Consider the following 15,236-nt stretch of genomic DNA (forward strand, 5'->3'; position numbering starts at 1 on the left):
CCGAGTCGGTGGCTGCCGTCCCGGTGTTCAGTCCACCGAGCCCGGCCCGGCGTCGGCCAGTCCCGCAGTGCGGCGGCCGGTCCGGTGCCTGCGTATCGTCCGGTTCAGCAGTGCCGTCACGCCTGCCAGGAACAGGCCGCCCACGACCAGCGGGACGGCCGTGAACCAGGGAATCCGCCAGAGACCGTGCGCGGCGCCCGCGTAGACGACGCCCGCCACGATGAGGAACACGCCGGCCACCAGCTTCCCCGGCTGGAACTCATGACGTGCCACGGCTCACCTCCGCCTGTCCCATACCGACCCGCAGGTCGAGATCAAGTGTTCCGGCACCCTTGCCGCCCGATGCCGGGGGCAGGGTCACCTGCTGGTGCCTGCCCGGAGTCACATCCACGTCCTGGGAGTCGTCGCCCGGCAGCTGGACGTCGCCCAGACCCACATCGATGACCGCCCGCACGGTCACGTCCCGGGGAACGACCACCCGCAGCCGTCCCACCCCGACCTCGGCCCGCGCCGTCACCGTCTGGCCCTTGCCCACGTGTATTCGGGTCAGGTCGAGCGTGCCCTCACCCGTGCCCAGGTCGTACGTGCCCTGGACGTCCGCCGTCGCGGCCGGCTGCCATGTCGTGTGCGTCCAGTGCGTGCTGATGTCTCTGGGAAGCGCCGCCGATGCCGTGAGCAGCGCCGCGGTGACGATCGCCAGCAGGATGGAACCCCCGCCGGTCCGCCCCAGGAAGGCGCTGACCGCTATGCCCAGCCCGAAGACGGCGAGCGCGCATCCCAGACCGGTCTGCAGGCTGATGCCGAGCGCGTGGTCGTCCCAGGTCAGCCGGGTGCCCAGACAGCCTGCGACCAGGGCCAGCAGGAAGGTCCAGCCGCCGATCCAGCGTGGTCCGCGGGGGCGCGGCGGCTCGGTGTGCGGGGTGCGTATGTCCTCGCGCGCGCGGGTGCCCAGGCTGATGTTGACGGCGGCCGCGATGTCCCGGTCTCGGGAGTCCTGGGGGCCCCACAGATATCCGGTGCCGCCGACATGGGTGCCGTCCTTGACGATCGGGTCGCGCCACCAGGAGGGGTAGGAGGCGGGGAACGGCGGTGCCTGAGCCTCCGGAGGTGCGTCGGCGGCGGCCTGGGCGGCCAGCGGATCGGGGTCGGGGGCGCCCCGGTGCCGCGACCAGTACCCCGCCCCCGCCAGGAGCAGGGAGAGGACGATGCCGAAGGTCAGCACGCTGCCGTTGTTCAGCATCGACAGGAACACCCCGCAACCCACCAGCGCGAACAGCACGCCGGCCAGCGCCTGGCCGTCCACCCGGCCGGTGAGGAGCTTGCGTACCTCGTTCTCGTCCTCGTCGTCGAACGGGACGAGGAGCCAGGCGAAGCCGTAGAAGAGGAGACCGATTCCGCCTGTCGCGGCGAGCACGGCCAATGTGATCCGGAAGATCACCGGGTCCATGTCGCACTGCCGTCCCAGCCCCGAGCAGACACCGGCGATCAGCTTGTGCCGCTTGTCCCGCCGGAGCCTCGACGGGTCCCGTCCGTCTTCGGGCCCTTCGGCCGTCGCCGAGACCGCGTCGGGCCCCGCGCCGGTAGCCCCCGTCGTCCCCGTCACACTCGCCTCTCCGCTCCGGTGCGGGTGGTCGCCCGCACCCGGCTGTCGCTGTCCGCTTGTTCCCCGCGTACGTGCGGCCGTGTGGCCGGACGCGCGCGGTTCCTCACCCGCACCCGTGCCGGGCGCGGTGGCCGGCGGCCCGGCGCCCACGATCGGGCGGGGGCCGAGGCCGGGTCCCCGACCCGTCGCGGCGTGCTGGTGATTCGTCATGCGTCCATGGTGACGGGCGGGCCGCCGCTGCGGGAGTCGGGACGACCCTGGCCGAACCCTGATTCGCCCCTGAGCCCGGCCCGGGATGCGTTCGACGGGCGTCCGGGCACGGCCGGCACCGCGATGTCCGCGGCTCGCGGGGGAAGATCAGGGGAGTCTCGGGGACGGACCCTGATGTCCCGGCCGCGGCGGCATGTGACCATCGATGGCATGCCGGAAGCCGCAGCACTGCCCCTCGACGACCCGCGGCCGCCGCGCAAGCTCTACCGCAGCAGCGACGGACGCTGGCTCGGCGGAGTGGCGCGGGGCCTCGCCGGGCACCTCGGGCTGCCGGTGGTCTGGGTGCGGCTCGTCTTCGCCGGTCTGTTCATGGCCGACGGCCTCGGCGCGCTGCTGTACGCGGCCTTCTGGTTCTTCGTCCCTCTCGGCGTCGGCGGTGTCGCCGGCCAGCGGCCGCCCTCGCTCGTCACCACCGAGACCTCGCCCGACGGCCGTCGCAGAATCGTCGCCCGCAAGCCGGACCGGGGACAGATACTCGCGCTGCTCCTCATGGTCATCGTGGCCATGGTCTTCGTCGGCAGCGTGAATCTGGGCGGCGGTGCCAAGGCGTACCTGGTGCCGGCCGTCCTCGTCGCCGCGGGCGTCGCCCTCGTCTGGCGGCAGGCGGACAACGCCCGCCGGGCCCGCTGGGTCGAGGTGGGCCGCCACCGCCGTACGCTCACACTGCTGCGCGCGGGCGCGGGTGTCCTGCTGGTCACGGCCGGCGTCTCAGCCATCTTCGTCCTCCAGGGCTCCGCCGCCCATCTCGGTTCGGTCCTTCAGGCGGCGCTCGCCGTTCTCGTCGGCATAACGCTGCTCGCCGGCCCCTACCTCGTGCGGATGACGCAGGACCTCTCCGAGGAGCGGCTGATGCGTATCCGCGCCCAGGAGCGCGCCGAGGTGGCGGCCCACGTCCACGACTCGGTGCTGCACACCCTCACCCTGATCCAGCGCAACGCGGAGAACGCGGGAGAGGTGCGCCGCCTGGCCCGCGCCCAGGAGCGCGACCTGCGGGCCTGGCTCTACAAACCGGAGGGCAACGGAAAGGACGAGGACGACGAACCGGCCACCCTCGCCGAGGCGGTCAAGCGCAACGCCGCCGAGGTCGAGGACAAGCACGGCGTCCCGATAGAGGTGGTCGTGGTCGGCGACTGCCCGCTCGACGAACGGATCGGCGCCCAGATGCAAGCCGCGCGGGAAGCCATGGTGAACGCCGCCAAGTACGGTGGCGAGGGCGGCGCCGTGCAGGTCTACGCGGAGGTGGAGGGGAAGACGGTCTTCGTGTCCGTCCGGGACCGCGGACCCGGCTTCGACTTCGACGCGATACCCGCCGACCGCATGGGCGTCAGAGAATCGATCATCGGCCGCATGGAGCGCAACGGGGGCACCGCCCGGCTGCGCGCGGTGCCGGACGGCGGCACGGAGGTCGAGCTGGAGATGGAGAGGGCGGAGAACACGTGATGAGCGACCCGACCGAGACGAACGGTACGGCCGGAGCGGAGGCGGCGGAGGGCGCCGGCGGGGCGGGCGGACGGCATGTGCGCGTGGTCCTCGTCGACGACCACCGCATGTTCCGCACGGGCGTCCAGGCCGAGATCGGCCGGACCGAGGAGACCGGGGTGGAGGTCGTCGGCGAGGCCGCGGACGTCGATCAGGCGGTCGACGTCATCACCACGGCCCGGCCGGAGGTGGTCCTGCTCGACGTTCACCTGCCCGGTGGCGGTGGGGTCGAGGTGCTGCGCCGCTGCGCCGCGCTGATGGCCGACAGCGAACGGCCGGTCCGTTTCCTCGCCCTGTCCGTCTCGGACGCGGCGGAGGACGTGATCGGCGTCATCCGGGGCGGGGCGCGCGGGTATGTGACGAAGACCATCACCGGGTCCGACCTCATCGACTCCATCTTCCGCGTCCAGGAGGGCGACGCGGTGTTCTCGCCGCGTCTGGCCGGCTTCGTGCTCGATGCCTTCGCCTCGACCGACGCGCCGCCGGTGGACGAGGACCTCGACCGCCTCACCCAGCGCGAGCGCGAGGTCCTCCGGCTCATCGCCCGCGGCTACGCCTACAAGGAGATCGCCAAGCAGCTGTTCATCTCGGTGAAGACGGTGGAATCCCATGTCTCGGCGGTGCTGCGCAAGCTCCAGCTGTCCAACCGGCACGAGCTGACCCGTTGGGCCACGGCACGCCGGCTGGTGTGAGCGGACCGCGTCCGAGTCCGACAGGCCCCCGCCGACTGGAGTGAGCGGACCGCGCACGGCCGGGGCCGCCATCGGTACCCGGGGTCCCGCCGCGCAGGTCACCGACGGTCGGCCGTGCCCGCCCGCTCGGCACCGCTCGCTCACCTCACCCGCTCACACCACCCGCGTCGCCCCCGCGAACGGCATCTGGTCGATCGGGGCCAGGCGGACGGGGGCCGAGGGGTTCGGAGCGTGGATCATGCGGCCGTCGCCGACGTAGATGCCGACGTGACTGATCCCGGAGTAGAAGAACACCAGGTCACCGGGGAGCAGGTCGGAGCGTGAGACCCGGCGGCCGGAGTTGATCTGGGCGTAGGTGGTGCGGGGCAGCGAGATGCCGGCGGCGCGGTAGGCGGCCTGGGCCAGGCCCGAGCAGTCGAAGGCGTGGGGGCCGGTCGCGCCCCAGACGTAGGGGCTGCCGAGCTTCTGGTAGGCGTAGGCGACGGCGGTCGCCGCCCGCGAGGTGGGCGCCGTGACCGAGCCCGGGCCGCCGAGCGCGCGGGCGGTCGGGGCGGTGGAGTGGGCGGTGGGGGAGGAGACGGGAGAGCCGCCCGTGTCCTGGCCGGTCACCTCGGCGCGCTGGGACGGGGAGAGCCGGGACAGCAGGCGACGGGCCTCGTCCAGCTTGGCGGTGATCGTCTTCTTGTGCCGCCGCAGTTCGGCCTGCCGCGACGTGAGCGAGGCCAGCTCACCGCGGGCCGCGCCGCGCAGCTGCTCGATCTTCCGCAGCCGGCCGCGTACTCCGGCGACGGCGGCCGACTGCCGGGCGCCGGCCCGTTGCGCGAACTCGGCGCTCTCCAGGTAGTGCCGGGGATCGTCGGAGAGCATCAGCCGTACCGCGGGATCGATTTCGCCCTCCCGGTACTGGGCGGCGGCGATCGACCCGAGAGCGTCCCGCGCCGAGTTGAGATCGGCCTGGGTGCGCGCCGCCTCGTCGCCGAGTGTCCGCAGTCGCCGTGCGGCCGCGTCCGCCTTCTCCTTGGCGCCGTCGTACTTCTGGGTGGCGGTCTCCGCCTCCCGGTACAACTGGTCCACCCTGGCCCTGACCTGCGTCGGCGTCGGCTGCGGCGCGGCCTGTCCGACACCGTCGAAGCAGGTGGCCGTCGCCGCGCCCGCGAGGGCGAGCGTGACGGCGGCACGCGCGGTGCCGCCGCTGAGCGAGCGCTGTCGGGGCCTGCGGTGCGCTGCCACGAGGAGCTTCACGTTCCCTTCGTCCGGCCGCGGGTGCGGCGGGTCGTCCGGCGGCGGCCCGCACAGGGGGAGCATGCCGCCGCCGGACCATTCGGCGGAGGTGGCCGGCCGCCGCCCCTGACTGGGGTGGCGCTGGGATGGCCGGGCACCTGGGTGAGGACGCTAGAACCGGGCGCGTCCGCCGGGTGACTCCATGTGCGGAAGTGGCGCGAGTGGAGCGGATGGTGACCGTATGTGACCACCAGGCGGCCTCAAGTGCGGCTGTCGCACGCTGAGTGATGACCGATGTGGAGGTTCCGGAGCGAAAAGGGGTAACGGGGTGCTATGGGGCGTATGCGCAAGGCTGTGCCGTAGGGCGCCCGGTCGGGCGGGGGCGGCCTACCGGACGGGCCGGTGTTCGACGTGCGAGGGCCTGAGATTAGGCTCCGGCCTCATGGACGTACTCATCCATCTCTTCGTCGGCCTGCACATCATCGGGATCGCCGCGCTGCTCGGCGGATTCCTCACCCAGATGAAGGCGATGGGCCAGGGCACGGCCCGTTTCGTGCCGGGCATGCTGCACGGCGCGCTCACCATGCTGGTCACCGGTGTCGTCCTGGTCGGCCTCAACCAGGCCCAGGACTACCCCCTCGACAACATCAAGATCGGGGTGAAGCTGGCGCTGCTGATCGTCATCCTGGGCCTCGTCTACGTCAAGCGCGACGAGGAGAAGGTGGACAAGAGCATGTTCGGCGTCGTCGGCCTGCTCACCATGACGAACATCTTCATCGCGGTGCTCTGGACGTGACCGCGGTGCCCGGCGCGTGAGGCTCAGCGCGCGGCTCTGAGTTCCGCACGCGCCTCCGCGACCGCCCCCACGCCGACCGCCAGCCAGGCCGCCACCGCGATCCACAGCAGGACCCGGCCGGGCAGGTCCAGCTCCGGGAGGCGCAGGGAGACGGCGATGGACAGCGTGGCCGCCGCCGTCATCCCCAGCGGGAAGACGGTCGACCAGCGGCGTACGTCGTAGTGGAGCCGGGGCCGGACGAACTCGCCGACGAGCAGGACGGCGTACCAGCACAGGTCGAGGACGAGCAGTCCCAGGGTCACGGTGCGCAGGACGCCGCTGTCGTCGTTGTTCCACAGGTACGGCCCCGCGTCGCCCGCGGCGATCAGTTTCGAGCCGGCCAGGGCGGAGATCGCCAGCGCGCCGCCCGCGACCCAGTGGTCGCCGTGCCCCTCGAATACCTCCCGCAGTCCGAACCGCGACAGCGCGAGGAGGTAGAGCGCGAGGCCGAGCCAGAAGAAGACCAGTGCCGTGTGCGCCAGCCAGGGCGCGGTCTGCGCCTTGGCCAGGGACGCGCCGAGCACGGCGAGCCCCTCCGTGGCCACACAGCACAGGAAGACGGCCCCCGGCATGGGACGCCGCGACGCACGCACCACCCGCACGAGCAACCATGGCCACAGGACGAACGCCAGTGCGAGCAGTGCCTCGGCGAGGATCTGCCACCCGAGCAGCGAGAAACGCGTGCCCAGCACGGTCGTCGCGGCCACGGCGGTGAGCGCGCCCGGTGTCCCCGCCTCGGCCAGCCACCGCGGCCGGTCGCGCAGCAGCCGTACGGCGAAGTCCGCGGCCAGCGCGACATAGGCGACGCAGGCCACCGCGAGGACCACCAGGGACAGTACGTCGTGGCCCGTCATCTCCAGCCCGACCGACACGATGCCGCTCGCCATCACGGCGGCCCCGGCCGCGGGCGGACGCTGCGCCAGCCAGGCGCGCGAAGGGGAGGTGACGGGCATGATCGCGATCCTAAGGAGCCGCGTGCGCCGTACGGGCGGGGCGCGCGCGGGCGCACCCGAATTGCGCCAAGGCGGCCCCCGCCGGGCGCGCGCCGCCCTCGCGACCCGGCGCGCCGTTCCGCACCGATCCCGGCAGCCGCCCTCCCCGGTCCGCCGTCCTCAGGCCGCCTCCTGGGTCCGTGGCCCTCAGGCGGGTCGCACCACGTGGTGGACGGCCGGGGCGCCGCCCTGGCGGACCGGGTCCTCGCGGACGTACGCGCCCGGCTCCGGGGCGTGGATCATCATGCCGTGGCCGGCGTAAACGCCGACGTGGCCGACCTCGCCGTGGGAGTCGTGGAAGAAGACGAGGTCGCCGGGGAGCGCCTCAGCCGCCGGGACCGTCGTACCGGCGCGGGACTGGTCGCGCAGGGAGCGCGGGAGGGCGACCCCGGCGGCCTTCCACGCGGCCTGGGTCAGTCCGGAGCAGTCGTAGGAACCGGGCCCCGCCGCGCCCCACACATACGGTTTGCCGATCTGCGCGCGGGCGAAGGCGAGGGCCTTGTGGGCCTCGGCGCCGGACGGGGCACCGTCCCGCCGGACGCCCTCGTCCACGGCGGCCGACAGGGGCGCCGGAGTCTCGACGGCCACGGCGGCGTCGGGCGCCATGACGGCGACCGGCGCGTCGGCGGCGAAGGTGACCGGCGCGTCGGTCGGCACCGCGGCGGCGGTGGTGACCTGCACGTTGGTCGGTACCGCGGCGCTGGTGGTGACGTGCGCGTCGGTCGGCGCCAGCGCGGTGGCGGCGACCGGTACGGTGGTGGTGGTCAGGGGGGCCGGGGGCGTGCCCGTCGCCTCCACCAGCGCGCGGGCGGTGGCCAGCTTGCGCTGGACGGCGGTCTTGGCCGCCCTGATGTCGTACCGCGGTGCGGCCGACGGCCCGGACCGCACCCGTTGGCCGTGGACGGCGCCCGACGGGCTCTGCCCGGCCGCGGGGGGCCGCTGCGCGGCGCGCTCGCCGGCGCGGACCTTCTGGCGGGCGGTCAGCCGGCTCATCAGCTGAGCCTGCTCGAAGTAGCCCCGCGGGGCGTCCGCGAGCAGCAGCGCGGCGGCGTCCGGGTCGGAGGGCGCCGGGCGGTACGGCGCCGCCGTGAACGCGCTCAGCATCTCGCGCGCCCGGGTGAGCATGTCGGCGCGCTGGGAGGCGCCGTCGCGGAGTGCCGCGCCCCGGCCGCGCTGCCGCGCGCCCCGCTCGCCGGTCCCGGCGGCGCCGTCGCGAGCGGTCTCCGCCTCGCCGCGCCCGCCGCCCCCGCGCTCGTCCCCCGCGCCGCCCCTGCCACCGCCCCCTGGCCCGCGCTCCCCGTGCCCGCTCTCCTCGCCCCTGCCCCCGGCCCTGCCGCTCAGGGTGCCGTTCCTGAGGGTGCCGTTCCTGTTCTCGGCCGCCCCGTGGCTGTCGGCCCGCCGGTACAGCTCGTCGATCTTCCGTTCGACCTCTTCCGGGCTCGGCGTCCCGCCCGGCGCGTCCAAGGACGCGCCCTGGACGCCTTGGGGAACCAGGGCTACGGAGGCGGCCGGGACCGGGCCGGACGGCACCGGAACCGGAGCGGCCGGGGCGGCCGGGGCGGCCGGGGCGGTGGCGTGCGGGACCGTGGGAACGGGCTTGCGGTGCGATGCCAAGAGGGGCGGCTCCTTCCGTCGTCCGCCGGCCGGCGTTCCGGAAGGGCGCCGTTCCGTTCGCGGACCGGGCTCGTGGAGCCCGTACTCGCGGAAGGAGGCGGACCGATTCCCCTCCGGGACGCGAGTCCCGTTCCGGCGCGCGGGGCGGCGCGGCCGGATTCGGCGGAGGCCGCGCGGCCCGGCGCCGTTCGCCGGTGGGGTCGTGCGGTCCGACGGAACGGTAACCAACCCGTGAGGCTCATGTGAAGGTCGGTGCGGGATATGCCCGATACGTATGCGTGACCTGGCTGAACCACGCCGTCGCCGTAGCCGACCGGTTCCAGGGCGTGATCGGCCGATCCGGCCCCGGGTTGTCAGTGCGGACCCCTAGACTCGGAGAGCGATGAGCAGCCTCTTTGACGACAGCTTCCTGGCGGACCTCCAGGCCCCGCGGGGCCAGGGCGAAGAACCTCCGCCGCCGCCCGAGGACGATCACGCTCCGGAGCCCGTTCCGGACGATCTGTTCGGCGGGAAGTTCGACGTGCCGCCGGACCCGGGCGCCTACCGCGCGGACTCGCGCGACGCCCACGACGCCGGCGCGTACGGACGCGACGCCTACTACCGCGACGGCGCCCCCCGCCCGGTCATCGACCCGGCCGCCCTCCTGGAGGGGCTGAACGAGAACCAGCGCGCCGCCGTCGTCCATGCGGACACGCCGCTGCTCATCGTGGCCGGCGCCGGATCGGGCAAGACCCGCGTCCTGACGCACCGCATCGCCCACCTGCTGGCCGAGCGGGGCGTCCACCCCGGCCAGATCCTGGCGATCACCTTCACCAACAAGGCCGCCGGCGAGATGAAGGAGCGCGTCGAACAACTGGTCGGACCGCGGGCGAACGCCATGTGGGTGATGACCTTCCACAGCGCGTGCGTGCGCATCCTGCGCCGGGAGAGCAAGCGGCTCGGCTTCACGTCGTCCTTCTCGATCTACGACGCCGCCGACTCCAAGCGCCTGATGGCCCTGGTCTGCCGCGATCTGGAACTGGACCCCAAGCGCTACCCGCCGAAGTCCTTCAGCGCCAAGATCAGCAACCTGAAGAACGAGCTGATCGACGAGGAGGACTTCGCCGCCCAGGCCACCGACGGCTTCGAGAAGACCCTCGCCCAGGCCTACGCCCTCTACCAGTCGCGGCTGCGCGAGGCCAACGCCCTCGACTTCGACGACCTCATCATGACGACGGTCAACCTGCTGCGCGCCTTCCCGGACGTGGCCGAGCACTACCACCGCCGCTTCCGGCACGTCCTGGTCGACGAGTACCAGGACACCAACCACGCGCAGTACGCCCTCGTACGGGAACTCGTCGGCACCGCCGAGCACCCCGTGGACGTGCCGCCGGGCGAGGCCGACGTGCCGCCCGCCGAGCTGTGCGTGGTGGGTGACGCCGACCAGTCGATCTACGCCTTCCGCGGCGCGACCATCCGCAACATCCTCCAGTTCGAGGAGGACTACCCGGACGCGACGACGATCCTGCTGGAGCAGAACTACCGCTCCACGCAGACCATCCTGTCCGCCGCCAACGCGGTCATCGAGCGCAACGAGTCGCGCCGCCCGAAGAACCTGTGGACCAACGCCGGCGCCGGCGCCCGCATCACCGGGTACGTCGCCGACACCGAGCACGACGAGGCGCAGTTCGTCGCCGACGAGATAGACCGGCTCACCGACGCGGGCGAGGCCAAGGCCGGCGACGTCGCCGTCTTCTACCGCACCAACGCCCAGTCCCGCGTCTTCGAGGAGATCTTCATCCGCGTCGGCCTGCCCTACAAGGTCGTCGGCGGAGTCCGCTTCTACGAGCGCAAGGAGGTCCGGGACGTCCTCGCCTACCTGCGGGTGCTGGCCAACCCCGAGGACTCCGTACCGCTGCGACGCATCCTCAACGTGCCCAAGCGGGGCATCGGCGAGCGCGCCGAGGCGATGGTCGACGCCCTCGCCCAGCGCGAGAAGATCAGCTTCCCGCAGGCGCTGCGCCGCGTCGACGAGGCGTACGGCATGGCCGCGCGGTCGACCAACGCCGTCAAGCGGTTCAACACGCTGATGGAGGAGCTGCGCACGATCGTCGAGTCGGGCGCCGGTCCGGCCACCGTCCTGGAAGCCGTCCTCGAACGCACCGGCTACCTCGCCGAGCTGCAGTCCTCCACCGACCCGCAGGACGAGACCCGCATCGAGAACCTCCAGGAACTCGCCGCCGTCGCCCTGGAGTTCGAGCAGGAGCGCGGGGAGGGCGAGCCGGTCGCGCTGTCGGAGTTCCTGGAGCAGGTCGCCCTGGTCGCCGACTCCGACCAGATCCCCGACGAGGAGGACGGCGACGGCGTCATCACCCTGATGACCCTGCACACCGCCAAGGGCCTGGAGTTCCCGGTGGTCTTCCTCACCGGCATGGAGGACGGCGTCTTCCCGCACATGCGGGCCCTCGGCCAGAACAAGGAACTGGAGGAGGAGCGCCGGCTCGCCTACGTCGGCATCACACGCGCGCGCGAGCGGCTGTACCTGACCCGCTCGTCGATGCGCAGCGCGTGGGGACAGCCGTCGTACAACCCGCCCTCCCGGTTCCTGGAGGAGATACCGCAGACGCACGTCGACTGGAAGCGCACGGGCGGCTCGGTGGCGGCGCCCTCCGGACCGGCGTCGGGGGTGGCGGCCTCGCTGTCGTCGTCCCGCTCCCGCTCGTCGGCGTCCGGCGCCTCCGGCTTCGCCACCCGGCGCACCGCGGACAAGCCGGTGGTGTCCCTCGCCGTCGGCGACCGGGTCACGCACGACCAGTTCGGCCTCGGCACGGTGGTCGCGGTCAAGGGCACCGGCGGCAACGCCGAGGCGACGATCGACTTCGGCGACACCAAGCCCAAGCGGCTGCTGCTGCGGTACGCGCCGGTGGAGAAGCTGTAGGTTCGGCACAGCGGTGAGCCCCCGCGCGCGGCGGGGGCTCGGGCCGGTCCGGGACCGGGACTACGTCGGGTCGAGGCCGTGGCTGCGCAGCCACGGCAGCGGGTCTATCGGCGATCCGCCGGCCGGCCGCACCTCGAAGTGCAGATGCGGTCCGGTGGAGTTGCCGGAGTTGCCCGAATACGCGATGGGATCCCCTGCCTTGACCGCCGTACCGGGGGGAACCCGGTAACTGGAGAGGTGGCAGTACCAGGTCTCCGTGCCGTCCTTCGCGGTCAGGATCAGCATGTTGCCGTAGGCGCTGTTCCACTGCGTGCGGACCGTGCCGTCGGTCGCGGCCATGACCGTGGTCCCGTAGGAGACGGGGAAGTCGATGCCGGTGTGCACGGACATCCAGTTCACGCCGGCCTGGCCGAAGTAGGCGCTGAGCCCGCGCTGCGTGACCGGCAGCAGGAACTTGGGGCGCATCCGCTCCTTGCGGGCCGCCTCCTGCGCCGCCTTCTTCTGCTCGGCGACCTGCTGCGCCTTGAGGTCGATGCGCTCCTGGGTACGGCTGGCCCGGTCGGCGAAGTCGTTCGCCCCCGCGGACAGGCCCTGCAACTGGGTGTCCAGCTTGTTGTTGGCGGTGGCCGGCTGGACGGGGTGCGCGGCGTCGGCGGCGGACGCCGAGGTCTCCTTGCCGTCGCCGGTGAAGGTGCCCACGGAGGCGGCGGCCGCGCCGGCGACCCCGAGCACGCACACCGAGGGCACGGCCACGGTCAGCAGCGCCGAGCGCTTGGCCGGCTGGCGGCGCCGGGAACGGCCCGCCGCGCGCGGGGCCGGGACGGGGACCGGGACGATCTCCTCCTGGTCCTCCAGGAGGGTGACGGCGGGCAGTTCACCGGTGCCGTCCTGCTCCTGGTCCGTTGCCGGGACGCCGTCGTCGGCGTGCGGGCCGGTGTCGACGTCGTCGTACGACGGACGGGGTTCGGGGAGCAGGCCGGTCGCGGTGGTCTCGTCGCCGGCCGCGCCGCCGGTGTTCCACTGGGTGGCGTCGTAGGCGCCGGTGTCGAAGGTCTGGGTGCTCTGGAGGGCCTGGGTGTCGAAGGGCTGGGCGTTCCAGTCCCACTGCCGGGCTGCCTCGGCGGCGTCCTGCGGGTCGTTCTGGAGCCAGGCGCTCGCGTCCCACTGGCCGCTGACGTCGGCGGGCGCGGACTGCTGCGGCACGAACACCGGTTGCTGGTAGCCGGTGGCCCAGGCGGTCGTGTCGTAGGCGCCGGTGTCGTAGGCGGCGGCGTGGTGCTGGGCCGCGTACGCGTCACCGTGCGAGCTCGGGTGGCTGCCCGTGGACCACTGGGTGGTGTCGTAGGCGCCGGTGACCTGGCTGTTCGCGTCCGGCGGGATGCCGTAACCGGGGTCGGTGCGGTAGTCGGCGGCGGCGTACGCGCCGGTGTGAAAACCGGTGGCGCCGTACTCGTCGTACGTGGTGAAGTCGCCGTACGCGGCGTCCTGTCCGCCGTAGGGCGCATAGGGCGCCGAGGCGTCTTCGGAGGCCGGTGCCGGGGTGGTAGCGGCCCCCGACGGGTGACGGTCGTTCACCAACTTCTCTTTCGCCTCGACGACAGGGGCTGCCAGAGCAGTGCGGCGACTGTACCCGGCGGTACGCGGGCGCGACAATCTTCGGCCGGTTTCCCGAAGCCGGAAACGGGCAATCGGCTGTGTTCCGGCGGACCGCGGCGAGGGCCTTGGCGTTGTGTTCGAGGCGAGGTTCGACCCCGATGGGCCAACGTCAGGCCACGGTCAGGCCCCCGGCCCGCCGCACGGACGGGTCTCCGGGCCGGACGGTGTCCAGCGCCTGCCGGATCCCGCTCGCGACGGCCGGGTGCACGGGAAGGGCGAGATGGCCGATGCCGCTCACCCGGACGTTCTCCGTCTTCAGATCGGGGTGGTCGACACAGGCCGACTCCAGCGGGTCCATCAGATGGTCGAGGTCGCTCCAGAAACTGACGAAGTGCGTACGGCAGCCCGGCGCGGGACGCGACAACTCCTCGATCAGCTCCGAGCCGGGGCGCATCTGGCGCACGATCGGATGCGCGTTGGCCAGCGGCGCCACCCGGGTGCCGGCGTGCGGGGTGCCCAGCGTGACGAGGGTGCGCACCCGCAGGTCACCACCGAGCCGCTGCACGTAGTACCGGGCGATCAGGCCGCCCAGGCTGTGCCCGACCACGTCGACCCGCTCGCTGCCGGTGCGCTCGCAGATCTCCTCGATGTGCCGGCCGAGCAGCTCGGCCGCGCAGCGGATGTCGCAGGTCAGCGGCGAGTAGTTGAGGGACTCCACGCGCTGCCGGCCGTGCTGGGCGAGACTGCGGCGCAGCAGCACGAACACCGAGCGGTTGTCGATGAACCCGTGCAGCAGCACCACCGGGGGCTTGGCCTCGACCGGCAGCCGGGCGGTCCCGCCCGGCTCGCCCGGCCCGGTGCCGGTGCCGGGGGCGGGAGCGGCGGGGAGCGGGCACGCCGGGCCCCGGCGCTCCTGGACGATCCCCGACGGATAGAGGAGGACGTGGCCCGCGAGGATCGCCAGTTCCAGGGCGGTCGCCTTCAGCAGACCCAGCGAGAGTCCCGCGATCCTGGTGGGGAACAGGCGCTGGCAGAGCGGAAGGATGGGGTCTGCGACGCTGGTGACCTTCATGGCCGACCTCCTGTCGGCACGCGGGAGGACGGCTCTGTCCCCCGTGCGCCCTTGTGGGCGGTCGCGGCGGTGGCGGCCGACGAGGCGTGAGCGGAGTGCGCGGGGCGGCCCGTGCCTCCCAGGTGCCCTTGTCGGTGTGCGGCACCGGCACGGCGCGCGAAGCGCTGCGCCGTGCTGCGACGACCTCTTTGCGGCTCCCGTGACGCTTGTTCCCGCACCGGCTCGCGTGCCACGGTGTCGTCCGGACCGTGGACCGCGCCGAGGGGCGACGGTGCGCGGGGTGGGAGCCCTCCGTGGTCCGAGAACCCGCGGGAGTGTCCCACCGTGTGATTTGCCCCTCCCCGCACACCGCGAAACCGCCGGTTGCGGGATGCTGGAGATAACGTTCGTTCACTTCCCCGGACGATGTGGTGCGGGGCGGCCGTCCCGCGACGGGCGGTTGTAGTCGCTTCATGGAGGCAGTGATGGGTGTGGCAGCCGGTCCGATCCGCGTGGTGGTGGCCAAGCCGGGGCTCGACGGCCACGATCGCGGGGCCAAGGTGATCGCGCGGGCGCTGCGCGACGCCGGCATGGAGGTCATCTACACGGGACTCCACCAGACCCCGGAGCAGATCGTCGACACGGCGATCCAGGAGGACGCCGACGCCATCGGTCTGTCCATCCTCTCCGGCGCGCACAACACCCTGTTCGCCGCGGTGATCGACCTGCTCAGGGAGCGGGAGGCCGAGGACATCGTCGTCTTCGGCGGCGGCATCATCCCCGAGGCGGACATCGCGCCGCTGAAGGAGAAGGGCGTCGCGGAGCTCTTCACTCCGGGCGCGACCACCCAGCAGATCGTGGACTGGGTCCGCGAGAACGCCCGCCAGCCCGCCGAGGCGTAGGCGGCGCGACGGCGCGGCGGGGACGCGCGCCGGTCCGCACGGGCCGGGCGCGGCCGGCCGGCCC

At 73.1% G+C, this 15,236-nt stretch carries 12 protein-coding genes; 5 read left to right on the plus strand and 7 right to left on the minus strand.

Features of this window, described 5'->3' with window-relative positions:
* Positions 1-27 precede the first annotated feature (27 nt).
* Together ABEB07_RS37710 and ABEB07_RS37715 are read right to left on the minus strand one after the other, a co-directional pair.
* On the minus strand, positions 28-273 hold the full coding sequence (locus tag ABEB07_RS37710; RefSeq protein WP_345672560.1) for a hypothetical protein: 246 nt from the start codon (positions 271-273) through the stop codon (positions 28-30).
* The gene (locus tag ABEB07_RS37715) at positions 260-1,813 is read right to left on the minus strand and encodes a PspC domain-containing protein (protein WP_345672561.1); all 1,554 of its coding nucleotides are present in this window, start codon (positions 1,811-1,813) and stop codon (positions 260-262) included. The genes ABEB07_RS37710 and ABEB07_RS37715 overlap by 14 nt, the downstream gene beginning before the upstream one ends.
* 210 nt (positions 1,814-2,023) lie before the next feature.
* Here ABEB07_RS37715 and ABEB07_RS37720 point away from each other — a divergent pair, with 210 nt between their 5' ends.
* Together ABEB07_RS37720 and ABEB07_RS37725 are read left to right on the plus strand one after the other, a co-directional pair.
* On the plus strand, positions 2,024-3,313 hold the full coding sequence (locus ABEB07_RS37720; RefSeq protein ID WP_164582224.1) for an ATP-binding protein: 1,290 nt from the start codon (positions 2,024-2,026) through the stop codon (positions 3,311-3,313).
* Positions 3,313-4,044 carry a response regulator transcription factor gene (locus tag ABEB07_RS37725; protein ID WP_345672562.1) on the plus strand — a complete coding sequence of 244 codons (732 nt, stop codon included), beginning with the start codon at positions 3,313-3,315 and terminating at the stop codon, positions 4,042-4,044. Before ABEB07_RS37720 ends, ABEB07_RS37725 begins: the two co-directional genes overlap by 1 nt.
* 153 nt (positions 4,045-4,197) lie before the next feature.
* Here the strand turns inward: ABEB07_RS37725 and ABEB07_RS37730 are convergent, their stop codons facing one another.
* Complete coding sequence (locus tag ABEB07_RS37730) at positions 4,198-5,274, minus strand: C40 family peptidase (protein ID WP_345672574.1); 1,077 nt, start codon at positions 5,272-5,274, stop codon at positions 4,198-4,200.
* 433 nt (positions 5,275-5,707) lie between these two features.
* On the opposite strand from ABEB07_RS37730, the gene ABEB07_RS37735 reads away from it, so the two are divergent.
* Positions 5,708-6,061, plus strand: a complete 354-nt coding sequence (locus tag ABEB07_RS37735; protein WP_164582218.1) for a hypothetical protein — start codon at positions 5,708-5,710, stop codon at positions 6,059-6,061.
* Positions 6,062-6,084: 23 nt separating this feature from the next.
* On the opposite strand, the gene ABEB07_RS37740 is transcribed toward ABEB07_RS37735, so the two are convergent.
* Together ABEB07_RS37740 and ABEB07_RS37745 are read right to left on the minus strand one after the other, a co-directional pair.
* Complete coding sequence (locus tag ABEB07_RS37740; protein ID WP_345672564.1) at positions 6,085-7,053, minus strand: tellurite resistance/C4-dicarboxylate transporter family protein; 969 nt, start codon at positions 7,051-7,053, stop codon at positions 6,085-6,087.
* Between the two features lie 186 nt (positions 7,054-7,239).
* Positions 7,240-8,706, minus strand: coding sequence for a C40 family peptidase (locus ABEB07_RS37745; protein WP_345672565.1), 1,467 nt, complete (start codon positions 8,704-8,706; stop codon positions 7,240-7,242).
* A gap of 382 nt (positions 8,707-9,088) precedes the next feature.
* Between ABEB07_RS37745 and pcrA the strand changes: the two genes are divergently transcribed.
* Positions 9,089-11,623, plus strand: a complete 2,535-nt coding sequence (gene pcrA, locus ABEB07_RS37750; protein ID WP_164588813.1) for a DNA helicase PcrA — start codon at positions 9,089-9,091, stop codon at positions 11,621-11,623.
* Positions 11,624-11,683: 60 nt separating this feature from the next.
* On the opposite strand, the gene ABEB07_RS37755 is transcribed toward pcrA, so the two are convergent.
* Complete coding sequence (locus ABEB07_RS37755; protein ID WP_345672568.1) at positions 11,684-13,198, minus strand: M23 family metallopeptidase; 1,515 nt, start codon at positions 13,196-13,198, stop codon at positions 11,684-11,686.
* A gap of 190 nt (positions 13,199-13,388) precedes the next feature.
* Positions 13,389-14,291, minus strand: a complete 903-nt coding sequence (locus ABEB07_RS37760) for an esterase/lipase family protein (RefSeq protein WP_345672569.1) — start codon at positions 14,289-14,291, stop codon at positions 13,389-13,391.
* A gap of 464 nt (positions 14,292-14,755) precedes the next feature.
* On the opposite strand from ABEB07_RS37760, the gene ABEB07_RS37765 reads away from it, so the two are divergent.
* Positions 14,756-15,172: a cobalamin B12-binding domain-containing protein gene (locus tag ABEB07_RS37765; RefSeq protein WP_345672570.1), complete on the plus strand. Its 417-nt coding sequence runs from the start codon at positions 14,756-14,758 to the stop codon at positions 15,170-15,172.
* Positions 15,173-15,236: the final 64 nt, after the last annotated feature.

Source organism: Streptomyces similanensis, assembly GCF_039543625.1.
In the GTDB taxonomy this organism is placed as follows: Bacteria; Actinomycetota; Actinomycetes; order Streptomycetales; family Streptomycetaceae; genus Streptomyces; species Streptomyces similanensis.